Below are 25,177 nucleotides of genomic sequence, written 5' to 3'. Positions count from 1 at the left end.
CTGAACTGAGCGTCGAAACCGAAAATGTCGAAGTCGACAACTGCGCTCATCAGGTGATCTTGAAGCTTGAGCAAATGGGGTTGATTTCGGGCAGTTGGGGAGAGGGTTGGTGATGGCTGTACCTGCCTTGAAGGCTTTTTGGGGCCCAATCGTCCAATGTAAACCCAACTGCCGGAACGGTGCCGTTATAGCCCGGGGTGATTTTGAGTGAAGAACATGGACCCCAACACACGCTTTTCAAAGATTTTGAAGGACGGATTGTGCATTGGCTGCGGTCTTTGCCAATCTGTGCTTGGGTCAGCAAAACTGCATATGGCAAAGGCGCAGGACGGAGAACTGCGCCCGCAGCTTCGAGGCGAGCTGACACGGGCGGATGTTGACCTTGTCTACGACGTTTGCCCTGGTACGCGTTGCGAGGCGATCCCATCCGAAGAAGCGAATGCCGCCCCCTTTGATGACCTGGTCTGGGGACCTTACCACAGCCTGTCTCTGGCTTGGGCGGCTGATGCCAACACGCGGTACGAGGGCTCTACCGCAGGTGTCTTAACCGCGCTGGCGCAATACCTGCTACACTCAGGGCGGGTCTCGTTCATCTTGCATGTGAAAGCCTCGGAACAAGAGCCGACTTTTGGCGAGGCCACGTTTTCGACAACGATGGAAGAGGTTTTGAGCGGGGCAGGGTCTCGCTATGGTCCGACGGCACCGCTGATTGGACTGGTTGCGGCTTTGGACCGGAACGAACCCTTTGCCGTTGTTGCAAAGCCGTGTGATCTGAACGCTATACGCAATCTTGCGCACAAGGATGCGCGTGTGAATCGCTTGATCAAGTATATGCTGGCCCCGGTCTGCGGCGGCTTTATGCCCGATCAGGCCATGAACCGCTTTTTGTTGGACAACGACATCCCCAAGCAGGACATCAACGCTTTGCGGTACCGAGGTCGTGGGTGTCCGGGCCCAACGACAATCACTACAAATGACGGTCGACGTCGCGATTTTCATTATCTTGATTTTTGGGGCGAAGACGAAAGCAAATGGTCATTGCCTTTTCGCTGCAAGGTTTGTCCCGATGGTATTGGCGAGGCCGCAGATATTGCGGCCGCTGACACCTGGCCCAATGCCACGCCGGACCGAGAAGGGTCAGTAACGGATCCTGGTACCAATTCAGTGATTACCCGCACGCAGCGTGGCGAAGCGCTTTTACAAGCAGCACTTGCGGACGGATTTCTGGCCCCCGGAGGACAGGTTGATGTTGACTACATGAGTAACACGCAGCCGCATCAGGTATCTAAAAAGCGGTTTATGCATGCCCGATTCAAAGGGCTGAACCGGGCTGGTCAACTAACGCCGGCGACCTTCGGTTTGCGCCTGGAAGAGCTTTCTGATCAAAACACCAGAGAGGAAAACACCGCTCAGGAACAAGGGGCATTCGAGCGCGCTTCGAGGGTAAATGTTTAAAAATATACGTTTTTCTCTGCTGGCCTTTTGTGATCATAGGCACTGCAAACCGGTTTGAGACGGTCACGTCTGGTATGACCACGACAGTCACGAGACGTTGGCTTCTCGCACAGTGCCTTCGGCCTGCTGTTCGCGCCGTCGCGATGTGTTACACCCCAAGAACGCTCGAATCGTGATCTTTGGAAAACCCGAGGAGATACGGCTAAAACCGGGGATATCGCACGCAATGGAGTTTAGAGCTGTGGAGCTGGCGCTTTGAAAAACAACGCACAAAAAGCAGCGCGTTTAAGCGTTGCGCCGATGATGGATTGGACCTACTAAGCCAAAGTAGGCTTATTTTATTGGATGTTCCGTATCGCGTTTGGTTTTTGGCATACTTTTGGCATACCGGTTCAAGTATCTTGGCGACAATATCGCCGATCTGGACGTTAGATCACATGCGCTTTGTGCGCAAACTCATAGCAAACATAACAGACATGAAAAACCACGCAGATTTCATGTGCGCGATGAAACTGAAGCTGAAAAAAATGGACCATGGTTGTTGTCTCCCAGATGTGGTCAAGGCAAAATTCTGATTTTATGTGTATAGTGTGTATGGTGTGTATGATGACCTGTCAAGTATTTGACGCACTGTGTGTATAATGTTAATTTGGCTATATGAAAAAACTCGGTGAACGCCCCCCTCAAAGATTGCAGATACTGATGACGGACGAGGAGTTGTCAGACATCAAGGAATACACCCACCAAAATGGGATCTATGGGCGTTCCGCAGCAATCCGAGAACTTGTGCGGGTCGGTTTGGAAGCCGAGAGGATGGCCGGAAGATTCAAAAAGGAAGGCTAAACCGACTAAATAGCCTTTGTGGAAATTTCTTACCTGCTGGGGGAAATTGTTTTCTTTTGTATGAAGTAATGCAGAGAGCCCCCAGATTTTGGTTTTTGGCAACGCTCTCAACTCGTCCGTTCTGAAGCCCGAGTACAGAATGCGATCCTTTAAGTGATCTAAACGCAGCTAATCCTTTTAAAAGTTTTAAACCGCATTCGTGCCATTTGCTTACTGGCGAGTACAGGCCGTGGCCACATCCCTGAAGTCGGAGTGACAAAGCCCCGTTCGCGAGAAATTGTGATCAGAGGCACGGAGTCAATTTAGCTGGAAACAACAGCCGTCCTTTGGTCCGTGATCGAAGGAAAAAGTTGTGAAAAAGAACAACGCGGGAAAATTCCGCGCACAAAGAAGATGTGCCCAACGAAGGCGCGATCACCAAAAACTCAAGCAGAATAGTGGGCAAGCTAAACACATTTATGGGCATGAAGTGCTCCCGCCAAAGACGCTGCGCCAGGTGGGAAGAAAAGTTGAATATCACGGCGGTTTTCGCCTTGGTTTAGGCTCCGAAAGGTATCGGAAAATGTCTGCTGTTATTGCCGAGATGGCGGCTGAAGTAGGTCACGACTTATACAGACCTGGTAAGAAGAAAGCGGCACAATTCCTACTAGGTCTACCAGACAACGAATACCTGGCAATATGTTACCCAGCATTCAAACACGACAAGCGGCTGCCTTCGGTTGCCATGGTGGATACAACACAAACAGCGGCCAATCTCCAATACCATTATGAAACCAAAGTGCAGGGCAGGGCGCAGTTGGCAGCGCTGACCTTTCCAGCGCTCGAAGAAAGAATTCCTATTGATGCCTATAGCGCCGGCGTGGAATTGGCATTCAAACGCATGAACACGCTCAAAACTGCACTCAGAAAATCCGGCCTGGGTGACTTTGTGTATGCTCAGTTAGAAGCGCCATTTCAGCCTGATACGGAAACTTTCTATCTGCATTTTCATATTTTCCTGACCTTCGATCTTGGTGATGTTCATCGTCAAAGAGCATTGGCATTCATCAAGGAAAATTCTCCTTGGTTGCAAAGTAAGGCCGGCGTTCATCTGAAGCGCATTGCTCATCAGGATGTCGCCCGATCCATCCGATATGGAACCAAGCCAAGCACGACAGCATATGAGATTGCCACGTCTGAAAATAAAAAGGTGTTTGAAGCTTATTTGGCTGTCTCCAAGGGGCGGCGTCTTACAAGAACGGAGGGTTCGCTTAAGGACACAGTGCAGGAACTAAAGGCGCAGGGGCGACGCGCGAAATTCTCCCAATGTGAAAACACCGGCCGTCTTTCCGTCTGTCTGGTGGAAAAAGTTGGTAGGCGCAAACCAGGGGCCATTGAACAGTTGGATCGCAAGGGGGGCAGGAGGCAAGACACGCAGAAGCCAAAGAAAGGGGGCAATGCGAATAATATCTACTGTGGCTGCGGTCGTCCTGTCGCGTCGCCAGATGGCCGCCTGATGGCTTTTGGGTACGTCCAGGACTTCTGTGAACTATCCTTCGATCCAGGTTCGGGGAAGGGCGTTCAGGGTAGTCTGTTTGAAGTTAATCGGATCGTTCGACTTGCCTGGGAGGTGAACACTGGAAAACCGTTCGATTTAAATGAATTCCTCTCTCCAATTGCCGATGACATCATGCGATTGTTCCGTGATGCTGATGTTCAGAGTTACACGGTAATCGCCTCACCAAATGTTCTGAAGACGCTCCGGAAAATTCAAAAGGAGCGTGAGCAAAGATCCCGATGCCAAAAGAGGGTTCAACGAGGAAGATTTGGCCAGAAAAGATTTGCGAGGACTCTAAGACGTTGGGCTTCCAAAATGAGCGGAGTTTTAGATTGGCTCAAAAATTCGATGAACAGAATTTCCGGCAAAACCAGCAGGCCATCTTCAGGTACTTTTACCAACTAAAATCAGGCTGCCCATTGTACTTCTATCAATATTACAATATGTTACACCAATGAACAGAAACCGGATCCTCATTCATCTGATATGACCAGCAGTTTTGCTGGTCGATATCTATTGAATGCAGGCTTAGAGTTTCCAAACAAACCTCCTTGGATTTCATCACCTGCGACAGTCGCGTGAAGGTGTTCACATGCCAAGAATTGTTCCGTTGCTTACCGATCTAAAGCTGTTCGAAACCGAAGATGATGACATTGAAAGACGTTTGAGGAACCACTTGGAAGAACTCCGGTACTCAAGCTGCAAAGAAGGTAAAACCGAAGAACCTAAGCGAGTGACCTGGCAGGACACTGACACGATCCGCCGCCGCGCAAAGAAAATTATCGAAGCCCGTGGCAAGTATTCTCAAGGTCGGCATCTGTCCCGAGCTGACAGAAAGATGTTGCGGCCTGTAATGAATGGCGTTGCGGTAGGTGGCCCGTCAACTGAACATCAAGTCGATGAAATCGCAGCAATGCTGTATGACGAGTTGCCTTGGATGCAGCGGGTTATCCATGAAATCTGGTTGGACATGCGCCACAATGTCATTGAGCATGGGCCGGGTTTGAGATTGAGGCCGACGCTATTGATTGGCGGAGCTGGATTGGGGAAAACTCACCTTGTTCGTCGGGTTGCAGAACTTTCTAATTTGCCGGTTGTTCACATTGATGGAGGCGCAAGTTCAGAAGGGTTTCCTGTTGCTGGATTGAGCCGAGGCTGGGGTGGTGCCGAATGTGGACGGCCTCTGAAAACCATGCTCTCCGCACAGGTGGCGAACCCAGTGGTCGTCATCGACGAGGTCGATAAAGCCGGAACCGCTTTTGGCACGAGTGGTCATAGCACCTCTATGCACTCTGCTTTGCTTGGCCTGTTGGAACCTGTATCGGCTGTTGATTGGCACTGCCCATATTTTCAAACTGGACTCGATATGGGTCGGATCAACTGGTTAATGACTGCCAATGACGCCAGCGTTCTTCCTGCATTGCTCCGGTCCCGCGTTCGTACAATTTACGTTGACCCACCGAGTGAAGCTGAATTGTTAGCATTCATTGAAAATGAAGTTGTCAGACGTTCTTTGCCTGAAGACTGCGTGGATCAGATTTCGCAAGCGATCAAGAAGCCCTTCGGAAATAAAGCCGTCAGCGTTCGATTTGTTGTGAAGCTTCTTGAGGAAGTACAAAGGTTTGAAACACTGCCGCTGAAACATTAGCAACTCAGCGCGACGTTATGGCATTCGGTGTCCAGAATTCGCACTTTGGTGCTCGGGCTCAAACAGTTTAGTGGAGCATGAGCAAAAGATGATTACGTATGATAAGGCATCTCTAATGAACAACGCAAAAATCTACTCTGGTATAAAAGCTGCTAAATAATTTTCACCAACCTTTAAGGCCGCGAGCATCGAGATTTTCGATCATCACTTGTCGAACCTGACGCGCGTTGAGGCCAAGACCACCCCACGGGTTCGCTCCAATTTCTGGTGCCAAATGGTCCCACACATAGAGTTCCAAATAATTAAATTCGTTTTGGTCAAGAACCTTGGGTCCACCATACAAAGTGTCTAACCCTTCGTTTAGAAGTTCATCTATGTGCTGCACTCCATTTGCGAAATCCTCCGCCGCCTCCGCAAATTCATTCGCAACAATCAAAGCGTCGGCCGCAGGTCCAATTTGCAATGGGCTGTTGGATAAACTCAAGAACCAAGAAGTAAGTGTTGCTAGGTTACTGTCTAGGGCAGAGAAAAAGAGCTCGGAAACACTTTGTGTGGGAAACTGCGGCTCGGCCAACTCATCCGAAGAATGAGGTGTTTCTGTCGGGGAAATACCCGAATTGGCAAAGGCCTCTGCGTATTGCCTTAGAGCTTCCTCAACAGACAAGCTGTCGTCACGATGAAGGCTTGCCGCGCGTCTTCTGAATCGACCATCTGCACTAAACTCATTAATGTGGATGAAGCGCGAAGGAATTACCATCTTACCTTCAACTCTTCCCCAAAAACGATCCTCGAAGAGCCAATAGCCGACAAAGTGATCTGCCGTGCCACTTGATACGCGCATTACCACTGTACCAGGTTCAAAAACTCTCCATGTAGTCGAGTTTGCGCGAGGGTGTCTGAATGCTTGAATTCCACGAAGTTCTTGCAAATTGATCAGCTTTGAACCAGTGAAGTAGTACTTGTCGTCTCCTTCTTTCCACAATCCAACTAGTTCTGGGATACTGGCTGAACCCACTACTTCCGCTGCACTTCTTTGCCTTTCTCTTTCGACATCTTCTTCGGTTGTGACGGGGCGAATCTCGTATGCAGGTCCGCCAGTAGCTTCGCTGCTCCTGATGCCGTTTCTTTCGCTTGACCGGTACTCTTGCAGGCCAGTGTGAGGTTCAATAGCAATAGTGCCACTACCCCCCGAGTCCAGTAACCCGGAATGAGCGGCAGCGGTGCAGGGGTTTGATCCTTGTTTATAGATGCGGTCGCCGTACAACTGTCCATCGGTGTTACCAGAGCATTCGCAAATTGTAATTCTCCAAGGATATCTATATCGCCAACAATCGCCATACATGCCGGAATGAAGCGCATTTGATTGATGGTCAGCGCTTACAACACTGTAAAAGCTGATAAGAATAACAGACAACTTAAACACACTTCCAGGCGAGCACTTAATCGAAAAGCCGTATTTGTGGCCGATCTTGTCCAAGGGCAAAAAACTGGGGACCTTACTAGCTTCCATCTTGTATACATTTCACGTGCACAAGACGACTTTCCGGGATGTCAATGTTGCTAGAAACCATTTTATTTCCTTGCCATTCTAGGCGTTGAACCCATTGTGTTGAACGCTTGGTCCCGTCTGTATATTTGGCATGACAAGTCATATCAGTTTGATGTGCAAGAGCGCCTTCTGGTATCGGAACCGCAAATGTACATTGAACGGTATTTAATGAAGACGTGCTGGTAGATCCGTCCGGCCTTATTTCCTGTATCAATGCCCAATCCAAGCATTTCCGTCCGCCGTCATAGACACCAAGTTCGCCGACAGAGGCTTCAATCTGGAAGAATCCCAGCAATGGGTTTGAGGTTGTTGCAGCCTTACCTTTTATCTGCTCACCTTGACTAAGAGTTCCTTGATCAAAGCTTTTGCAACGCGAAATACTGCGCTGTAGTGTCTCCAATAGCTCTTTTTGATCTACTGGATCACGAGGCGTCAAGGCCGCTTCCCTAATTCTAGAACTATTACTTTCCAGAAAGGTGCTTCCATCGGATGAGAAGACATTTTGTTCTCTTGAAATTGGGTTAGACCGTTCTGCCGTGATCAACACAGTATCGTTGAAGCGTATTTTTGAGTTTGTCTCAGCGGCATACAGTTGAGACATGTCAATAGTATATTCGGTGTCAAATCTCTTGCCCGCAGTCTCGTTCACAAAACTGATATCGACAACAAATTTGCATATGCTGATTGGATTAATTTGTAGAAGTGGATTCTGTTGATAAGTATTCAGTATGTCAGCCAATGCTTTCATATCTGCCCAAGCTTGCTCCACTTTTTCTTGATCGCTCGGACCTTCTTGCGCAGGCTTGTTCTTGAATGCAGCTTCAAAACACTCTTGTCTAATCTCCTTATCTGCTATCGCGGCGCAGTCCTCTACAGTTTGAGAGTTGGCCTGCTTGGAACCCAAACCTAGTGCAATAGTAAAACCTGCTATCAGAACCCAATTAATATACACTTGTCCCTCTAAATAAAAACGTAACCCAAAATGCGCTTCACAAGTAGCTTCAACAACAGCATACAAACACCAGAAAGAAAGCGGTGGTCGCGTTGTGCGTCGAATAGGAGACACATCATCAATTGCTCGCTCATTTATTCATGTTGCAGCGAACCCATTCCAATTTAGATAGATCAACTCGCCATTGTTCTGCGAACCCAATGTTCATCGTTATGAGGCCACCATCTGTCCATTCATATCGCATAACAGAACTATACTCTTCTTGATTTCCATCGCGTGTTGCCAAGCAGTCACTTTGAGTCTCGTGAAGCAAAGCTCCGTTGGGGATATTCATTGAAAAACTACATTCATCCTTCACTGGCTCACTGTCAAAAGTGGTTCCGTCTGGTCTGATTTCCAAAGTGAAAAGTGTGTCGGTACAATATCTCACACCATTGACCGCTTCTAACTCGCTGACTTGGTCCTTTAACTGAAAAAAACCTAATAGTGGGCTGGAAGCCGAGTTTGCTTTGCCATTTGTTTGATAGCCCTGGTTTAGAGTGTCTTGATCAAAATTTTTGCAGCGCGAGATACTGCGTTGTAAGATTTCTACCAGTTCTCCTATGTCCGCGTCGTTGCCCGGTGTCAAAATCACTTCCCGCATTTCCGCATTGTTCTTTTGAATAAATGTGGATCCATCTTTAGTGTAAACTTGTTGATCTAGCCAAATTGGATGGGACCTCTCCGTGACGATCAAGACGGTATCATTGAAGCGAAGCAAAGAGTGCATTTCTGCGGAATAGAGCTGTGACAAGTCCACGGTATACCTATCGTCAAACCTCTTAGCCTCAAAAACGTTCACACTCTGGCTGTCGATAGCCAATTGGCAGATGCTGACGTAATCTGCGCGGAGTGTTTTGTATTGATGAGAAGTTTCTAATATTTCTGACAGCGATTGGATATCTGCCCAAGCCTGCTCCACTTTTTCTTGATCGCTCAGACCTTCTTGCGCAGGCTTGTTTTTGAATGCGGCTTCAAAACACTCTTGTCTAATCTCTTTGTCCGCTAACGCGGCGCAGTCTTCTACAGTCTGAGCGTTGACCTGCTTGGAACCCAAACTTAGCACAATAGTAAAACCTGCAATCAGCAAACAGCTATAATACACTTGTTCCTCCAAAGAAAAACGTAACCCAAAATGGGCTTCACAAGTAGCTTCAACAACAGAATACAAACACCAGAAAGCAAGCGGTGGTCGTGTTGTGCGTCGAATAGGATTAGGGCCGAAGAGTATCTATCAAGTCAAGTTTCACCCCATCAGGCGTCAACTAATCTGTGTAGTGAGGTCATGGCTACGTAGTGGTAGTCAGAAAGCAGAAGACCGTATGAACACCGTCAGGGTGCCCAAACTTTGCTACCCAATCGATGGTGGGAGAAATCAGGCCATTAAGTGTAAGTAGTCCGCTCAAGAAAAGGTTGATTTAAGGAGCGCACATTTAGCGATGAACAAGGTGCGCGGTCAAAATGGGAGCCAGTTCAGGCATCGAAAATCATGGGCGCAGGCCATGAGGGTTGTGTGAATTGAGTGGACCCTAAGACAACAGTCGATGCGGTCGAAAAATTTATGGAGGAGTGTTCAATTAGGGTGGCTTTCACTCCAACTTAACACATTCCGAGTAAGTTCTAGAGGCAAATTGAACAAAGGTAAGACAATGACCAGAAAGATCGGGTATCGACGCGTGAGCTCCAACGAACAGAAGTTTGAACGCCAAGACTTGAGCTATTGTGATCGTGTTTTTGAAGAGAAAGTGTCTGGCGGTTCTTTGAAGCGCCCTGAACTGGCCAAGATGTTGGATTTCTTGTGGGTCGGTGATGAAGTCCACGTTTGGTCCATCGACCGCCTGGCACGTTCTATGTCTGACCTTCTGGAAATCGTTCAAACTATTAGCAAATCCGGATCAAGTATTCACTTCATCAGTGAAAATCTCAAGTTCTCAGGCAATCCAGATGAAGATGATGCGGCAGCCACTTTACAAATGCACCTGTTGGCGGCGTTCGCACAATTCGAAAGGTCGATCATCCGGAAAAGGCAGAGGGAAGGCATCACCAAGGCGAAAGCTGCCGGAAAATACAAGGGAAGAAAGCCGTCAGTGAACCGGGATGACGTTCTGCGCCGATTAGAACTAAAACTTCCAGTAGCGCAAATCGCAAGGGAGATGGGCATCTCCCGGTCTACAGTGTATTCGATTGCTAGGGAACTAGGCTTTCAGACACAAGCAGGCATGTTGGCGCCGTAGTATTTTTTGAGCTTAACACAAATTGAATCCGTTGGGTTAAGTTGCTTGATATTTTCAGTCTCGCAGCAACTTAAGAAATCAAGGTTAGCGAACCTATGAATTTTTGGAGACAGCAATGGGATACATTGCGAACGTCTGGCAGCAGTGGGAAAACCCCGAGCATGATTGGGGCGATAAGACCGCTTGGCGTCTCTTCAATGCTGGCACTTTCGTTCTCAACGGCAGAGTTGCCGAGAACCCCCATGTAACCCGTGATCTCCATCAGGTGATTGACGGTATTTGTTCTGATGTCGTTGTTTGACCCCGCTATTCGCGGGGATTTCTTTTGGTAATCTACTATTGCTGACAACTGGACGCGAGTTCTACTAACGCGTTTTGTATCTCTGCCCCATCGGGGTAGTACGACTGGGGAATGAGAGGGAAGTACATCTCGCGGGCACCGCTCCATTCGTGTGCGAAAGTCTGTTGGCTTACGGTTTCAAAATGGCTTTCCACATCTTCGAACTGTGCCAATGGTGTAATATTGCTTTCGGCGCTATCAATATTAAAGTTCATACTGCTCGGGAAAATACTAACGTAGCCATCTCTTTTCGTTACCAAATATATGTTTTGGGGTTGTCTAAGCGCTGGACGACTTTTTTCAACGTCAACATTCCTCAAATCTACGTAGAATGCTGCTGCATTGTAGGAAATGCCACCTGGATTATTCGTTACCCAGTCTGGCTTCGTAACGCGATTGGCTCGAAGACCGCAGTTGTGAAGCGTTACCCAGACTCTTTCGTTTGGCCCTGAGAAGTTTATTAGACTTTCGAACTTGGAGAAAGATTGTTCCGGGCTTTGAGGGGATAATTTCATTCCCCCGAACGCGCTGTCAAAACACTCAAGACGGGCGATGTCACTTTCAATCTTGACGCAATCCGCTCCTAATGTCTCAGATGAAGCCGTTCCACCGAATGTTGAAAGGAACAGAATTGTAGAAATCAAGCCAACATTTTTCACTTAAACAAACTCCTCGTTACAGTCATCCACCGTTGCAAATTATCAACGAAAGTGCAACTTTCACTAGGTTTTGTTGGGCCAATAACTCGCCAGCGATTTCGAAGAAGTTGAGCAACAAGAAGTTTGGTGTAAAGATAGACCACGAAGACAGTTGTGACGGTTTTGCGGGTTGGAAGGTTGAAGTACTTCGTTGTTGAGCGAGTTGATGCGCTTCTTTGCGCGAAAGTTTTCGCATTTTGCAGTACAGTTTCAACATTCGTCGGTTTGGTGCTGGCGCGAGTAGTTGTGGGCAGCATCCTGGATATTGGTAACTCAATAGATAGAGCGTCTGGCGGCGCTGGCACTTTCTTTGAAAATCTTTTGTTAGGGCGAGCGTTGGCGTATTCGATGGCGGTAATGGCCCCTATGGCTTTATGTATCGGATTCGGGGCGGGTTACATTTTTGCATTTTTTTATAACCAGTTAGGAGGGTCGGTCGACTTAGTGAAAATCAGAGAAGACGCAATACGTTACAAATAAGAGGATCAAATGGGACGGTTTTTAGTTTCTTCCTATTCAGCGATTATCGAAATTGCTTTGTGGGTGTTTTTTATTGGAGCCGCAGTCGCAGGAGGTTACGCTAATGGACTGCCTGGGGTGATTGTTGCGCTGGTTACAGCCTTTCTTTTCTCAATATTCTTTATTGCTCCGTTTATGATGGTTGATGACATCAGAAAGTCAGTTGCGCGCTTGGAAGCACTCAAGAAATCCGAAGCCATTTCGTATGTTGGTGGCCAGGACATGACTGCGCCCCAAAAATCAGAAGTGCTGAGCTCTCCTCAGCCCAAGAGAAGCTCAGGTCCGGTTTTGGTAGGGGACCGAATAAAGAGCTACAAGGGCAAGGAGATAATCAAAGAGGAAGACGGGGTTTCAGTAGACGGGAAGCTTTACTCAAACGTCCTAGCTGCGGAAAGAGCTATTTCTGAAAGCGCTTGAACACAGTGACCAGGGCCCGAACCCTCGGGCCCAACCTGTCAATGTTGGCTGTGCCGAATTGCAATACTTGCAGCCAAGTATCGGAAATTTTGCTCTATTTTTTTCTGAATTGTGGGCAGGTAGTAAGTTGGAGGCCAGTCAATGAATTTAAGGTTCGTCATAATTGCCGCCGCCACAGTTCTATGCATTCCAAGTGCGATCCACGCCAATTGCGCGACAGATCAGTTTACAGTCGGTCGGGAGCGGGTCGTTCAATATCTTGAAAAGGTGAACCGTGTTGGAGGAGGGGTGGACGAAGTATTCCACCACGCGTTGAGCGAAGCATCAACATACAACGGTGTTGTTTGGTGGAAAGTGCTCGATGAGGTTTTGGCAGCTGAAGCGATATTAGGGCACTTGCAGTCGGGCGACTATCAACGTGCTCTGCTCGATGTTGCTCAGTATACCAATAGTGGGCTGTTGTCACTCAGTTCAGCCGGAAGCGCCCTGTCGAGTTCGCGAAGCATCGCCAACCTTGCTTCCCTTCCTACCCAACTGGCGCTTGAAGGCTTTGCCCAACAGGTAACGGACGACGCGTTCACAAAACAAGTCGAGCTTTATCGACTTGCACGCTCCCACCCCTACAATCTAACTCATCAACAAATCCTAAGTCAGTCTTCACCACACCCCGATGTATTGTTCGATACCTCTTCGGGTTATCTTCACACAGTAGGAACTCAGGCTGGTAGAACGTGGGTATTCAGGCCTCCTCCAAATCTTGAACGTGAAGCCGTCTATGAACTTATTGGGATAGCTTATGACGCAAACTATCTGGTGGCGCGGGCTAACCGGGAAAAGCAGGCAGTTGTTGACGATTTTATTTCGGTTCTTAGGAGTTTTAATGGTTGGAGCGGGCCGTTTATTGGCGGCGAATGGGTTGGCATTGCAACCGCTGGCACATACCAAATCCCATATCGGTGGCAGGTATTCCAATCTGGTAGCTGCGTGGGCGGAACTATTTCACTGAGTGGCGCAAATGGATGGAAGTCGTATAGGTTCTCAGGAGAGCTTAGAGGTTCCGAGTTAACCTTCACCGGAAACACATGGGTTACAAGCGGCAACCATCCATTCTGTATCGCAACGGGAGAATTGCTATTGTCAGGTAGTGGACCGGGAGCAGTCCTTTCAGGAACTTGGGGACCAAACAGTGTTTCAGGAGGTTGTCCTCAAGGTACTTCTGGCGGAGTTCATTTAGAATTGCAGTGAGGTTTGGTAAGCATTCTAATCCAGGTGGTGTGATAGAATTTATGCATATCAATCGAGGGTCAAACGGAAACTAATTTACCAATCAAGCGGGAGATGTTTGGCCAGTACTACGTCAAGAACCGAGCTTGCCGACGGAACGCCACTTTAAGCTACGCCCGCTGACCTGCCCCCCGAAGCTTCCCTCGTTCTGATGTAGAGTTTGCTCAACCTTTCGAAGGAGCAAACGAATGCGAAAGAGCCGTTGCACCGATGCGCAGATCATCGGGATGATCAAGGAACAGGAAGCGGGAATGCCGACAGCGGAGGTTTGCCGCAAGCATGGCCTCAGCCAGGGCACGTTCTACAAATACAAGTCGAAGTATGGCGGCATGGAGGTGTCCGATGTCGCGAAGCTGAAGGCGATGGAAGACGAGATTTCCAGGCTCAAGCGCCTGCTGGCCGATACGATGTTGGACAATGCTGTTCTGAAGGATCTTCTGGGAAAGAACTGACGGTGAGCCATTGATGCGCCATTGGTTCAAGCACAATGGCGAACGAATGAGCGGCGAGAGGCAGCGCTCAGGGTGATGCGGGATCACAATATCTCGCAGCGTCGAGCCTGCCGACTTGTCGGTGTCGACCCCAAGACGGTCAGGCGCGAACGCCCGCCTGACAACCCAGAGATCAGAGCAGAGATGAAGGCCATCGCTGCCAAGCGGCGCCGGTTTGCTGCCGCCCTCGGAGCCTGCGAACATCCAGTTTTTCCGGCCGATGGCGACAGGTTTGACGGCCCGCTCGGCTGTGTTGTTATCCAACTCCAGGTGGCCATTCGTAAGATATGCCCGCGCCTTTGGCATCCGACCAAGGGCGTAGCGGATGGCCTGGGCCAGTGGCGATTTGCCGGAGATTTTGGGCAGCTGCGCGTGCAGCCAGTCTTCCAGTTCATTGAAGATCGGCTTTGCGCGCGCCTGCCGTAGCGCGACACGTGCGTCGGGGGATTTACCCCGTGCGTCCTTCTCCGCGGCATATAGTTCCGCGATCCGCCGGATCGCTTCCTCGGCAATGGCGTTGCCCTGGGAGGCGAAGACATCCACGAACTTGCGGCGGACAAGTTGCACTTCAGCCTGCGGGTAGTTTTCAGGCTGCAAAACCCGTCAGATTGGAGTGTGAAGGGCGTTGGATCCTCAAGTGATTCGCCTGTCAGTGTCTCGGATTTTCCAGAATGTCACTCTCGAAAGTTGTAGCGCGGGTCGTATTCAGCGGAATCGAAAAATTTGTTTTTAGGGCCTATATCGCGAATGGACGCAAACTGAGCATACTTGCGCAGTTCTAGGTCGTCGCCTGACCTGCTTTCCGAAAAGGATGCACTCACGTGTATTCTGAGCCGTTCTAGGGGTACAATTTTTCCTTCCACCCCCCATCCTACAACCTTTGGCAGATCGGCTGTCGGGCACTGTCGAGAGGGGTTGTTTGGTGCTGATTCTTGAGTAGAACCTGTTGTTGAGCGGTGGCTAAGTCCAGAACGGATGAACGCCTAAAGTTCCGAAAACAAAGCAAATAATGGAGCGCACATGCAGACGATATTCATGTTGATGGGAAGGTATGACGCACGGGTCATGGTTCCGCTAGAAGCTGTTCGTCAGGACTTCTTTCCCGAGCTTAGTCTGAACTTGTTGAAGACCAAGACAGACAGTGGTGAAATTCCTCTGGTCGTCACGCGACTAGGCCCATCGCAAAAATCAGGGCGAATGGTGCACGTAAAAGACTTGGCGGATTTCCTGGACGATCAGGCAAAAAAGGCTCGGACTGAGGCGCGAAGAAAAGTTGCTTAAAACGCAGCGACCAAATCCAGGCTGTTTGGCACACGCTGGTTTGGATCTTCAATCGTGATGCTGTGCTGCCTTCAACCAGGCGTGGCGGTACTAGGTTTGGTTTTTTTGGGCCCGCAACACTTACAAAGCACCCATGGTAAATGGATCAGAAAGAGAGAAATAATGAAAGTTGACTATCTGGGGCGGCCTTGTCGTAGTGATCTCTGGGCAGCATTTGACCAATTGATGGGCATCGCTCGGCAGAATTCTAGTTCGTCGTTTGTTGCCAGAGACTTGCTAGTTCACTCACATGGCAGAATGGGATTCGACATCGGCCAAACCCACAAGTTCGACAGTACCAATCGCCAAGCAGCGGTTGTCGTAATAGCGCACGCTGTTACCGGAGGAGATGACAGGGAATTTGGAAACTATCTAAAACAGAAAGGGCTGACAAAGCTTGAGTGGTTGAAAGATCAAGTTTGGGTTTGATTATAGTGAAGCATCACTTACAGCCAAAAGCTGAACCCCTGTTCTTCTACTTAACCTGCTCAACGGACGTTGGGCAGGTTTTTTTATGGTGGAAGTAGCGAGGTAGTACCCATTCGTTGGTAATTTCACTTTTGATTAGAAAGCCTCTCGGTGAGCATTATTGGAAGTTGAGCGGAGTTCTCATTCAAGAAAGGCAAAGTATGAGGAAAATTCTGTCCTCCACCCGAACGACGGCGACTGTCTTCATTTCATTCACCCTGTGCTCTTCGAATGCGATGGCATTAGATGCTGAAAGGCATGCAATTGTAGCTTCCCAAGTTGATAGCTTCGTAAGCGCAGTTGGTTGCACAGAATCTGATGGGGCCCATGAAATCCTAATTGCGGATCTCGGTACAGACGATCTTGATGTTTCCACATATATTGCATTCCCGGTCGCCGACGTAGGCTGTCAGGGGAGAACCGGAACCAGCGCCTTCACGCCAGTTGTTGTTCGTGTTCCAGAGTATAGAACCATGGCAGCGCACGTTGATATGTGGGCAACCGCGGAGATTGATTTTGTTGGAATGCCGAGCCGTGGATTGGTGGCAGTCGAAGCACTGGCGAATGACCGCGTTCGAATAGTTGGACACAAGTTCGCTGATGATGACCCAAATTGTTGCCCGTCTAAAATCGTCGACCGGGTATACCGATACGAGCGCGAAGGTTTTTGGCTTCCGGAAGTCGACTAAGCGCCTGGAGGTCCAGCCGGCATGCATTGCCGGCTGAACTGCTGCTAGAGAGCGTTCTATGCACTATGCAACGATTTCTTCAAGCCACTTCCAGTTTTCATACTTATTTCCAACAGTTTTTAGATGCGAATATCGCTGCAAACTGGACCAACTTTTGTGTCCCGTCACTGACATCGCCTGCGGTAAAGTACGGCCGGTTTCAATCAGCCAAGATGCTGCTTCATGGCGCAAATCGTGGAAATGGAGGTTGCGAATGCCTAGGAACTTACATGTTCCGGTGAATTGTCTGCCGATTACATCTTTGTGGAAGGGGAAGATTTCGTCGGCCACACGCGGCATGCTTTCAATAATTCGGATGGCTTCAGGCGGAAGTTCACAAGTAACATCGTTACCTTCCTTTTCCCCAGGATCTTTCATGTCCCTAACCAGAATCGTGCGGTGCTCCTTGGAGTAATCGTCCCACAAAATGCGAGTAATTTCGGCTTGGCGCCTTGCTGAAAAAATCGCGAAGGGAACAATCTTGCTCATTGGAATAGCTCGGCTGTCGCGAGTTTCTCGCTTCACATAGCTTTCCATAAGCGCATCCAGTTCGGTCCTGCTGGGTCTCCTCGTACGCTTTTTGGACTTCCCGGTAATCCCCAATGAGGTCGTAGTTTCTCGGGCTTCCACGATGATGTTTTTGTCAAAGGGTACATCGAAGGCCGGCCTTGCAAGTCTGAGGCAACCAGACAAATGGCTCATGTAGTTTGCGGTGGTTGCAGGAGACCGTGCCGCAGGCCCGTGTTCGCCCTCAGCTACTTGGTTGGCAAACTCCACAAGATCAGCGGGTCGAAGAGATGTGACTTCGAAATCTGCCACGTCAAAGCGTTTGATTGCATTCAGGACTTGGGCCTTGGTTTTGCCCATTTCCTTGCGCTGCATTGCGACCACTTTATCGATCAGTTCCCGAACAGTGGTGCGAACCTGGTCATTGACGAGTTTACCGGCATCAAACTCTTTCTCAATTAGCTTGATCCAGCCCGCGGCAGCGGTTTTTCTTGGGAACGTTTTTGATTTGGAGATAACGACCCGACCGTTGTTTTTCTTAATGACCTGCGCCCGGTACTTGATGCCGGATTTGCTCTTGCGCTCTACGATAGTGCCCATTATTTCCCATTCTTTGTTTTTGGCATACTGAGGATATAGGTTTGCGGTATGCCAAGCTCCAAGTGGGTATGCCAAACAGTATGCCAAAAACTCAAAATACGAAAAAACCCAGCAAAATAAGGTCCAATCAGATCATCGTAAAAGCCAGCAAAGATTGCCAAAATGACGGATAAGCGCTTAATAACAAAGGCCGCGAGGCTATCGGTTGCGCCGATGATGGATTGGACAGATCGACACTGCCGCTTTTTCCATCGACTGCTCAGCACTGAGACCTTGTTGTACACCGAAATGGTGACAGCGCCGGCGCTTGTACGAGGCGGGGCGATGCACCTGTTGGAGTATTCGCCAGAGGAACATCCGGTGGCATTGCAGCTTGGCGGTTCGGACCCGGATGAACTGGCGCAGGCCGCACGGCTGGGGGCCGAGGCTGGATATGATGAGATCAATCTCAATTGCGGTTGCCCATCGGACCGGGTGCAATCGGGCACGTTTGGGGCGGTTCTGATGAAAGATCCGGGCCGTGTTGCCGACTGCGTGTCCGCGATGTGCGCGGCTGTGGATGTTGACGTTACGGTCAAGTGCCGCATCGGGGTTGACGATCAAAACCCTGACGATGTGCTGCCTGCATTTCTGGACCAGATCCGTAACGCGGGCTGTCAGAGGGTGACAATCCACGCACGCAAGGCTTGGTTGCAGGGGCTGAGCCCCAAGGAAAATCGGGATATTCCTCCGTTAGACTATGATCTGGTGCACCGGATGAAGGCGACGTTTTCAGACCTTCATATCTCGATCAATGGCGGTATCGCTTCATTGGACGCGTCGAAGGCTCATCTGGATGCAGGCCTGGATGGGGTGATGATCGGACGGGCCGCGTACCACCAGCCCGGAGATATTCTGTCAGAGGCTGACCCGCGCATCTTCGGCGTCGGAGACGCGCGAGATCCGATTGCGATCGTTCAACAAATGGTGCCCTATGTTGATAAGCATCTTGCCAAAGGCGGGCGGTTGCACCAGATCACGCGCCATATGCTCGGTCTCTTTGCGGGCCGCCCCGGGGCCCGTGCATGGCGGCGCGCTTTGTCTGAAGGGGCAGTGCACAAAGGGGCAGGGCCCGAAGTGATGTTGCAGGCGTTGGACCACGTTGCGCCGATGGCAGAGGCTTAACAGGCAGGGGGAACAATGCCCGAGACGATGTTGCTGGCTCAGATGCTGGGCCTTTTGCTTGTGATCGGAGCGCTGGCTGGCGTTCTGGCAGGGTTGCTTGGGGTCGGCGGAGGTATCGTTCTTGTCCCCGCGTTCTTTTATGCCTTCCAAACCCTCGGATATGGCGGCCCGCAACTGATGCAGCTGTGTTTGGCGACATCGCTTGCCACGATCATTGTGACATCGGTTCGTTCAGTTATGGCGCATAACAAAAAGGGTGCCGTTGATTGGGACATTCTGCGTGGATGGGGACCGGGTATCGTCGTTGGCGCAATAGTTGGCGTTATGGTCGCCTCCGCCCTGCGGACCGAGGCCCTGCAGGCTTTGTTTGGCGTTCTGGGTATGGTGATTGGCGCGTATCTTGGGCTGGGCCGTGCTGAATGGCGACTGGGCGATGTTATGCCGGGGGGTATCAAAAGGGCAGTTCTGTCGCCCATGGTAGGCTTTCTTTCGGTTCTGATGGGGATCGGGGGTGGCAGTTTTGGTGTTCCGCTGATGAGCCTTTATAACACCCCGATCCACCGTGCCGTCGCAACAGCGGCAGGCTTTGGTGTGATCATTGCCGTGCCGTCGGTTATTGGCTTTCTGTTTCTCGAAATTGCACCTGAACACCGCCCTCCGTTGACAATCGGGGCCGTCAATCTTGTGGCCTTTGCCGTTGTTGTTGCGATGACGATGATGACCGCACCCTTGGGTGTGCAACTGGCGCATGCGATGGATCCGAAACCCTTAAAACGGGTCTTCGCCATGTTTCTGACGCTGGTGGCGCTGAACATGCTGCGGAAGGCAATTGGCCTATGAGTGATTTTTGGGCCAAGGGCTGGGTAAAGTTTGCCTATGACCCGTCGCTGGCCGAGTGGGTCAGCTACGCGTTGCCCGCAGCCCGCGCCTCGACTTCAGACCCGGCTCATGCGGAATGGTTAGACTGTGAAGGGACATGGTTCATCGGCGTAGATGCGCTGCCCAATGACGCGCAGGGCAGGGTCGGTCAGTCTGCGCCTCTGGCCGGGCAGGCGGTGTCGTTTATTCGCGAACATTATGGCGATTTACCCCTGCACAAAGGGCAGGTGTCGGTCATTTATCCGGGCTACCCGCGTCCGCGGCGTTGGGAAAACGAAGCCGCCACTCGGTATCGCCGGAATAGGGATGCTGCCCATGTGGACGGTTTGCGCCCAATGGGCCCGGATCGTCGTCGGCGTGTGGATGAGCCACATGCGTGGATATTGGGCATTCCCCTGACCGAGGCCAGCGCGGATGCGTCACCCATGGTGCTGTGGGAAGGCAGCCATCATATTCTTGGTTCTGCCTTCAGGGATGCGTTGCGTGGCACACCAGACGAGGCTCTGCATGAAGTAGATGTGACGGATATCTACCAAGCCGCGCGACGCGAGGTTTTTGAGACCTGCCCGAGGGTCGAATTGCCTGCCGTACCGGGGGAAGCTTACCTGTTACACCGCCACTGTCTGCATGGTGTTGCGCCCTGGGCTGACACGGCCACAGCCGGACCAGATGGACGGATGATCGCCTATTTTCGACCGGAATGTACCGGGGGTGTGGCCGAATGGATCAAAACTGCCTAACCTTCTGTCATTGTTTGGCTTTGGAGGTTTTGAGGTATGATTAAGGTTCATACGAATTCTGATGGTGCCCTGATTGAAGTCGAGTTGTCAGGGCAAGTCACAAGCGCCGACTACACAAACACCTTGGTTCCTGCGATCGAGGCCGCGTTGACCGAAAATGACACGGTGCGTCTACTGGCCATCGTGCAGCCTGAATTCAAAGGGTATGATCTGGGCGCTGCATGGTCGGATACCAAGCTGGGGCTTAGCCATTGGCGTGGCTTCGACCGGATCGCCGTTGTTGCCGATCAGGGCTGGGTGAAAACCAGCATACGTCTGGCCGCCCCGATCCTGCCGTGTCCCGTGCAATTGTTTGATCTGGCTGATCTGGAAGCCGCCCGGCGTTGGATGCGCGAGTCGCTGGGCTCGATCCATGTGACCGACTTGGGCGGGCCGGGTGTGCAGATCAGCCTTTTGGGTAAACTGGACCCCGAGGAATACCAGCAGGCAGAGCGTGATCTGGATGGCTTGCTTCAGGACCGCGACGGGTTTCGCTTGCTGATCGACCTGCGGGAATTCGATGGATGGCAGGGACTGTCTGCGTTAGCGGCGCATTTCCGGCTGGCCAGTCGCCATATCGGTCAGTTGGACCGAGCTGCGATTGTTGGCGACAAAAGCTGGCAGCATATGGCCCAAAAAGTCGCCAGTCATGTTCTTGGCACTCGGACTCAGTTTTTCCCGTCTGAAGAGTTCGACAACGCAAAAACCTGGCTGGCTGCCGGATAAGCCCGCGGTGTGCTTAAGGTGGCGGCGATCAATCCCCGGGGCATTGATCGATGCATCGCGCTCGCGAAATTCATGATGATTCGCCAACAATGGTTGGGTTGCAAAGTGCACACTTGTTATTTGCGTTTTGCTCAGACCTGAACGCCTAATAATGACGTGAGGGAACTTCAGGCGTTTATGGGTTTTTACTGACGGGTGCGTCAAATACGATCTGGACCTGAGTGTTTTCCCCCTAATTTTCGTTGGAAACACCTTTAGCCACACTTTGTCGCTGCGGATCACCACTTACATAAAACGCGAGCTAGAACCCCTCGGAGCTCGCTTTCGATCCGCAGCGGCAGAAATGTTATTTAGCGGGAAAATTAAGATGAAATTGAATGGTCTGTTAGGAAAGCTTTTAAGTGGCGGCGCGTCTGACAATCGGCGTGTGAAACCCAAAAGTGAAACTGTTCGACATGACCGGGCGACGCGATCCGAGATGACGGTTCTGCTCCGCAAAGAATTGCATAAACCTGTTTCGAAGCGGGCCGGACACGCGCAAATCGACGCGCGAGATAAGCTGGGCTAACTGCTCAGGAGTCGTTTAAGCGACCCGCACGTCCGCCGCGCCGTTTGGAAAGTCGGGGTTTGCGCGCGGGCAAGTCATCCATGATTTCTGCACGCTCAGAGCTGTCCATCTTGGACCAGCGCGTGATTTCGTCAATCGTGCGATAGCATCCGGTGCAGATGCGTTCAGTCGGGTGAACGACACAGATCTGGACGCAAGGGCTTTCGACCTCATTCCGTTTCCACACCATATTCGTCATTGACGGTCTCCGACCTCGTTACAAAAAGCGCAACCTGTCCAGCGCCCCTTGCAAGATATAACCTGCGGCTACGTGATCAATAACCTGTCCGCGACGTTTTCGTGTCGTATCCGCCTCCAGCAGTGCTTTTTCTGCCGCAACCGTGCTGAGCCGTTCGTCCCAGAATCCAATGGGCCGATCGGTCAAACGGGACAGATTTCGCGCAAAAGCCCGTGTCGACTGGCAGCGCGGCCCCTCAGACCCATCCATGTTTTTCGGCAGTCCCAGTAAGATACCACCGATTTCACGATCGGTCACAATCTCGATCAAACGCGCGGAATCCAAGGTAAATTTTTTGCGCCGTACGGTTTCCAGCGGACTGGCAACCCCGCGCATCCGGTCGGACACGGCAACGCCGATTGTCTTTTCACCAAGATCCAGACCCATCAGTGCTGTCATCGGCGGCAACGCTGCAGCGAAGTCCTCGAACGCATCGTGGATCATTGGGCAATCCCTGCCTGCAACGCGGCTGCGTCGAGGATTTCAAGTGCTTCGGAATTCCCGGCAAAGACTTGCATGGCCTCTTTGTGAATATCGATGGCCCTTTGACCCTGACCCAGAACACCCAAAGCTGCAATCAGACGTGCCCATTCCTCGGGCGCGCCGCCTTCGGTGGCCAGACGGTCTGACAGCTGGTTCACCATCCCCTGAATCATCTCTTGCCGTTCTTCGGGCGTCAATTCCGCCGCGGCGGCCATATCTTCCTGACTGGGGCCGGCCGCGGTGCTGAGGTCTGGTGCATTGAAAACACCTGCTCGAAAGGCCAGTTCATCGATCTGCGCCCGAATGGCACCGACCCAGGGCGCGCCGCTTGGGGAATCCTGTAAGGTTTGCACCCACATGCGATAGGCCAGGTCCGGGCGACCGACCTGAGCCAACATCTGCCCCCAGTAGTAACGCGCCGGACCATGGCGACGGTCCCGGTTCAACGCTTCGGTCAGGGCCTGTTCAGCCTCTGGCGAAACATAGCCGCCCGCCGCGAGGATCATCATCTCGGCAAGGTCAGCGTAAGCGTCGGCCGTTGCTGCGTCCCCGGACAGTTCAATCACGCGTTGCTGCGCGGTATATCCTGCCTTGAAGTTGCCAGCGTTGGTCTCGTGCTGTGCCAGCAGCATTTGCCCCTGCAGGTCATCCGGACGGTTGGCGACCGTTTCCCGCAACTGATTCAAAAGCGCTTCATAGCTTTCGTCCAATTGCGCAGGTTGCGGTGGGGTCGCCAGCTGTTCTGCGGCGTTTTGGGGCGGACGGTTGGCGCGAACCTCTTCCGCAAGCTCCAGCCTTGCGGTCAATGGCATGTCAGGCAAACCCACGGCACCGGTCCGATCATACAGTGCCGTCGCACCACCGATCAGGATAAGCGCAATCACGACCACCGAGATGATGGAAACGGCTCGCGAAGGTCCAGATTCGGCGTTGCCCTTTTTCATTTGTTCGTCAGCGGCCAGAATGCGACGGGAAATCTCGGTTCGGACCCGTTCGGCGTCTGCCTCGCCAATCACACCGCGCGCCAGGTCTTTGTCGACCCCGGCCAATTGTTCGCGATAAACCTCCAGATCATAAGCGGCTGAAGGTTTTTCCCCACTGCGATTGCGCAGCAGAGCGAAGCAAAGGAATGCCGCAACCAGGAGTGCGACAATAAAAATCAGAACCCAGAACGTCATGGTCCCTCCGAAGATGTTGCCCTGACTTAGACCCAAGGGCCGCCCGACAAAAGGGACAAATGGCCGCGAATGAGCGACATGTCGCAATAGTGCGATATTGCGGCGTTGCGCGGCAGGGGTAAACTGCGCACACACGGCATATCTGCGCCCAATCACCGAACCGGATGGATTCGCACATGAAACACTATTCAGCCTTTGCTGTGGCGCGGGAAGCTCTGCGCTATCACACCGGATGGGAACGCGCCTGGCGTTCGCCCGAACCCAAGAAGAAATATGACGTCATCATCATAGGTGCTGGCGGGCACGGTCTAGCGACCGCGTACTACCTTGGAAAGAACTACGGCATACAGAATGTCGCGGTGATCGAAAAAGGCTGGCTGGGTGGTGGTAACACGGGCCGGAATACCACCATTATCCGTTCGAACTATCTGCAGGATCCATCGGCTGCACTGTACGAAAAGGCGCGGGGGCTTTATGAGGACCTGAGCCAGGACCTGAACTACAACATCATGTTCAGCCCGCGCGGTGTGATGATGCTGGCGCAGACACAGCACGAGATTCGCGGCTATCAACGCACGGCCCATGCCAACGCTTTGCAGGGCGTGAAAACTGAATGGATTACGCCCGAGCGCGTCAAGGAACTGGTGCCGATCATCAATCTGGAGGGTCCGCGCTATCCGGTTCTGGGCGCGTTGTGGCAGGAACGCGGCGGCACCGCGCGTCACGATGCTGTGGCCTGGGGCTATGCCCGTGCCTGTTCTGCCATGGGGATGGATATCATTCAGCAATGTGAAGTCACAGGCGTGCGCTCGGATAACGGGCGGGTCGTAGGCGTAGATACCACCAAAGGTGCCATTGATTGTGACAAGCTGGGCATCGTCGTTGCCGGCCACTCTGGTCAACTGGCCGAAATGGCGGGCTTCCGTCTGCCGCTTGAAGCGATTGCATTGCAGGCTCTGGTATCCGAACCGATCAAGCCTTGCATGGATGTGGTCGTAATGGCGAACACCGTGCACGGTTATATGTCTCAGTCCGACAAGGGTGAGATGGTGATTGGTGGCGGCACCGACGGGTTCAACAACTTTACCCAGCGCGGATCGTTCCATCACATCGAGGAAACCGTGCGCGCGCTGGTCGAAACCTTCCCGATGATCTCACGCCTGAAAATGCTGCGGCAATGGGGTGGGATCGTGGATATGACCGGCGACCGGTCCCCGATTTTGTCCAAGACACCGCTGGGTGGCTGCTTCATCAACTGTGGTTGGGGTACTGGCGGCTTCAAGGCGATCCCGGGATCGGGCTGGGGCATGGCACAGCTGATGGCCACAGGTCATTCGCCGCTGACCGAAGCCTTTACTCTGGATCGCTTCAAAGAGGGCCGCTTCATCGACGAAAGCGTCGCCGCCGGGGTGGCGCACTAATGGGTCTGCCCAAGGTCGCCAAGTAACAGAATTCAGGTCGGCTTCGATGCCGACCGACCGCCAAAAGGATGAC

Annotated in this window: 26 protein-coding genes and 2 pseudogenes; 19 read left to right on the top strand and 9 right to left on the bottom strand. The window is 51.6% G+C overall.

Annotated features, from left to right (window positions below; all coding sequences use genetic code 11):
- The first annotated feature begins 312 nt into the window (after window positions 1-312).
- From GS632_RS07275 to GS632_RS07260, 4 genes are all read left to right on the top strand, one after another.
- Complete coding sequence (locus GS632_RS07275) at window positions 313-1,455, top strand: Coenzyme F420 hydrogenase/dehydrogenase, beta subunit C-terminal domain (RefSeq protein ID WP_171721521.1); 1,143 nt, start codon at window positions 313-315, stop codon at window positions 1,453-1,455.
- A 702-nt stretch (window positions 1,456-2,157) separates the two neighbouring features.
- Window positions 2,158-2,298, top strand: a complete 141-nt coding sequence (locus tag GS632_RS07270) for a hypothetical protein (RefSeq protein ID WP_171721520.1) — start codon at window positions 2,158-2,160, stop codon at window positions 2,296-2,298.
- Window positions 2,299-2,650: 352 nt separating this feature from the next.
- Window positions 2,651-4,240, top strand: a complete 1,590-nt coding sequence (locus GS632_RS07265) for a hypothetical protein (protein WP_171721519.1) — start codon at window positions 2,651-2,653, stop codon at window positions 4,238-4,240.
- A 187-nt stretch (window positions 4,241-4,427) separates the two neighbouring features.
- Window positions 4,428-5,483 carry an AAA family ATPase gene (locus GS632_RS07260; protein WP_171721518.1) on the top strand — a complete coding sequence of 352 codons (1,056 nt, stop codon included), beginning with the start codon at window positions 4,428-4,430 and terminating at the stop codon, window positions 5,481-5,483.
- Window positions 5,484-5,646: 163 nt separating this feature from the next.
- Here GS632_RS07260 and GS632_RS07255 read toward each other — a convergent pair whose 3' ends face one another.
- From GS632_RS07255 to GS632_RS07245, 3 genes are all read right to left on the bottom strand, one after another.
- The gene (locus tag GS632_RS07255; RefSeq protein ID WP_171721517.1) at window positions 5,647-6,897 is read right to left on the bottom strand and encodes an LCCL domain-containing protein; all 1,251 of its coding nucleotides are present in this window, start codon (window positions 6,895-6,897) and stop codon (window positions 5,647-5,649) included.
- Between the two features lie 85 nt (window positions 6,898-6,982).
- Window positions 6,983-8,098: a hypothetical protein gene (locus tag GS632_RS07250; RefSeq protein ID WP_171721516.1), complete on the bottom strand. Its 1,116-nt coding sequence runs from the start codon at window positions 8,096-8,098 to the stop codon at window positions 6,983-6,985.
- A 16-nt stretch (window positions 8,099-8,114) separates the two neighbouring features.
- Complete coding sequence (locus GS632_RS07245; RefSeq protein ID WP_171728245.1) at window positions 8,115-9,194, bottom strand: hypothetical protein; 1,080 nt, start codon at window positions 9,192-9,194, stop codon at window positions 8,115-8,117.
- Window positions 9,195-9,672: 478 nt separating this feature from the next.
- On the opposite strand from GS632_RS07245, the gene GS632_RS07240 reads away from it, so the two are divergent.
- Both GS632_RS07240 and GS632_RS07235 read left to right on the top strand, forming a co-directional pair.
- A complete protein-coding gene (locus GS632_RS07240; protein WP_171721514.1) occupies window positions 9,673-10,257 on the top strand; it encodes a recombinase family protein in 585 nt (194 codons plus the stop codon).
- 115 nt (window positions 10,258-10,372) lie between these two features.
- Entirely contained in the window at window positions 10,373-10,558 is a 186-nt protein-coding gene (locus tag GS632_RS07235) for a hypothetical protein (protein WP_171721513.1), read from the top strand.
- Window positions 10,559-10,593: 35 nt separating this feature from the next.
- Here the strand turns inward: GS632_RS07235 and GS632_RS07230 are convergent, their stop codons facing one another.
- Window positions 10,594-11,256 carry a hypothetical protein gene (locus GS632_RS07230; RefSeq protein WP_171721512.1) on the bottom strand — a complete coding sequence of 221 codons (663 nt, stop codon included), beginning with the start codon at window positions 11,254-11,256 and terminating at the stop codon, window positions 10,594-10,596.
- Window positions 11,257-11,433: 177 nt separating this feature from the next.
- On the opposite strand from GS632_RS07230, the gene GS632_RS07225 reads away from it, so the two are divergent.
- The 4 genes and pseudogenes from GS632_RS07225 to GS632_RS07210 all read left to right on the top strand — a co-directional run.
- Entirely contained in the window at window positions 11,434-11,775 is a 342-nt protein-coding gene (locus GS632_RS07225) for a hypothetical protein (RefSeq protein WP_171721511.1), read from the top strand.
- A gap of 9 nt (window positions 11,776-11,784) precedes the next feature.
- On the top strand, window positions 11,785-12,231 hold the full coding sequence (locus GS632_RS07220) for a hypothetical protein (protein WP_171721510.1): 447 nt from the start codon (window positions 11,785-11,787) through the stop codon (window positions 12,229-12,231).
- 141 nt (window positions 12,232-12,372) lie between these two features.
- A complete protein-coding gene (locus GS632_RS07215) occupies window positions 12,373-13,476 on the top strand; it encodes a hypothetical protein (RefSeq protein ID WP_171721509.1) in 1,104 nt (367 codons plus the stop codon).
- Between the two features lie 227 nt (window positions 13,477-13,703).
- A pseudogene (locus GS632_RS07210) lies at window positions 13,704-14,183 on the top strand (transposase); the annotation flags it as partial.
- Between the two features lie 12 nt (window positions 14,184-14,195).
- On the opposite strand, the pseudogene GS632_RS07205 reads toward GS632_RS07210, so the two are convergent.
- Window positions 14,196-14,573 (bottom strand): annotated as a pseudogene (locus GS632_RS07205) (transposase); the annotation flags it as partial.
- A 453-nt stretch (window positions 14,574-15,026) separates the two neighbouring features.
- Here GS632_RS07205 and GS632_RS07200 point away from each other — a divergent pair.
- The 3 genes from GS632_RS07200 (at window position 15,027) to GS632_RS07190 (ending at window position 16,483) form a co-directional block, all read left to right on the top strand.
- Window positions 15,027-15,287: a pyocin activator PrtN family protein gene (locus tag GS632_RS07200; RefSeq protein WP_171614455.1), complete on the top strand. Its 261-nt coding sequence runs from the start codon at window positions 15,027-15,029 to the stop codon at window positions 15,285-15,287.
- 162 nt (window positions 15,288-15,449) lie between these two features.
- Entirely contained in the window at window positions 15,450-15,755 is a 306-nt protein-coding gene (locus GS632_RS07195) for a hypothetical protein (protein WP_171721508.1), read from the top strand.
- A gap of 200 nt (window positions 15,756-15,955) precedes the next feature.
- A complete protein-coding gene (locus GS632_RS07190) occupies window positions 15,956-16,483 on the top strand; it encodes a hypothetical protein (RefSeq protein ID WP_171721507.1) in 528 nt (175 codons plus the stop codon).
- Between the two features lie 63 nt (window positions 16,484-16,546).
- On the opposite strand, the gene GS632_RS22080 is transcribed toward GS632_RS07190, so the two are convergent.
- A complete protein-coding gene (locus GS632_RS22080) occupies window positions 16,547-17,629 on the bottom strand; it encodes a site-specific integrase (RefSeq protein WP_171721506.1) in 1,083 nt (360 codons plus the stop codon).
- Window positions 17,630-17,791: 162 nt separating this feature from the next.
- Between GS632_RS22080 and dusA the strand changes: the two genes are divergently transcribed.
- The 5 genes from dusA to GS632_RS07160 all read left to right on the top strand — a co-directional run bounded on the left by dusA (window position 17,792) and on the right by GS632_RS07160 (window position 21,745).
- Window positions 17,792-18,793: a tRNA dihydrouridine(20/20a) synthase DusA gene (dusA, locus tag GS632_RS07180; RefSeq protein WP_171721505.1), complete on the top strand. Its 1,002-nt coding sequence runs from the start codon at window positions 17,792-17,794 to the stop codon at window positions 18,791-18,793.
- 15 nt (window positions 18,794-18,808) lie between these two features.
- On the top strand, window positions 18,809-19,633 hold the full coding sequence (locus tag GS632_RS07175) for a sulfite exporter TauE/SafE family protein (protein ID WP_171721504.1): 825 nt from the start codon (window positions 18,809-18,811) through the stop codon (window positions 19,631-19,633).
- Entirely contained in the window at window positions 19,630-20,412 is a 783-nt protein-coding gene (locus GS632_RS07170; protein WP_171237838.1) for a hypothetical protein, read from the top strand. Before GS632_RS07175 ends, GS632_RS07170 begins: the two co-directional genes overlap by 4 nt.
- 36 nt (window positions 20,413-20,448) lie before the next feature.
- A complete protein-coding gene (locus GS632_RS07165; RefSeq protein ID WP_171237837.1) occupies window positions 20,449-21,177 on the top strand; it encodes an STAS/SEC14 domain-containing protein in 729 nt (242 codons plus the stop codon).
- A 367-nt stretch (window positions 21,178-21,544) separates the two neighbouring features.
- Window positions 21,545-21,745: a hypothetical protein gene (locus GS632_RS07160; protein WP_171237836.1), complete on the top strand. Its 201-nt coding sequence runs from the start codon at window positions 21,545-21,547 to the stop codon at window positions 21,743-21,745.
- Window positions 21,746-21,749: 4 nt separating this feature from the next.
- Here GS632_RS07160 and GS632_RS07155 read toward each other — a convergent pair whose 3' ends face one another.
- The 3 genes from GS632_RS07155 to ccmI are packed head-to-tail and all read right to left on the bottom strand — an operon-like array spanning window position 21,750 to window position 23,683.
- Window positions 21,750-21,983, bottom strand: coding sequence for a DUF1289 domain-containing protein (locus tag GS632_RS07155; protein WP_171721503.1), 234 nt, complete (start codon window positions 21,981-21,983; stop codon window positions 21,750-21,752).
- 18 nt (window positions 21,984-22,001) lie between these two features.
- Window positions 22,002-22,466, bottom strand: coding sequence for a Holliday junction resolvase RuvX (gene ruvX / locus GS632_RS07150; protein WP_171237834.1), 465 nt, complete (start codon window positions 22,464-22,466; stop codon window positions 22,002-22,004).
- Window positions 22,463-23,683: a c-type cytochrome biogenesis protein CcmI gene (ccmI, locus tag GS632_RS07145; protein ID WP_171234552.1), complete on the bottom strand. Its 1,221-nt coding sequence runs from the start codon at window positions 23,681-23,683 to the stop codon at window positions 22,463-22,465. The genes ruvX and ccmI overlap by 4 nt, the downstream gene beginning before the upstream one ends.
- Before the next feature lie 176 nt (window positions 23,684-23,859).
- On the opposite strand from ccmI, the gene GS632_RS07140 reads away from it, so the two are divergent.
- Window positions 23,860-25,104, top strand: a complete 1,245-nt coding sequence (locus tag GS632_RS07140) for a sarcosine oxidase subunit beta family protein (protein WP_171237832.1) — start codon at window positions 23,860-23,862, stop codon at window positions 25,102-25,104.
- Window positions 25,105-25,177 lie beyond the last annotated feature (73 nt).

Source organism: Ruegeria sp. HKCCD7296 (genome assembly GCF_013110775.1).
GTDB lineage: Bacteria > Pseudomonadota > Alphaproteobacteria > Rhodobacterales > Rhodobacteraceae > Ruegeria.
Note: the sequence above shows the minus strand (reverse complement) of the source record. Positions and strands in the feature narration are given on the sequence as shown.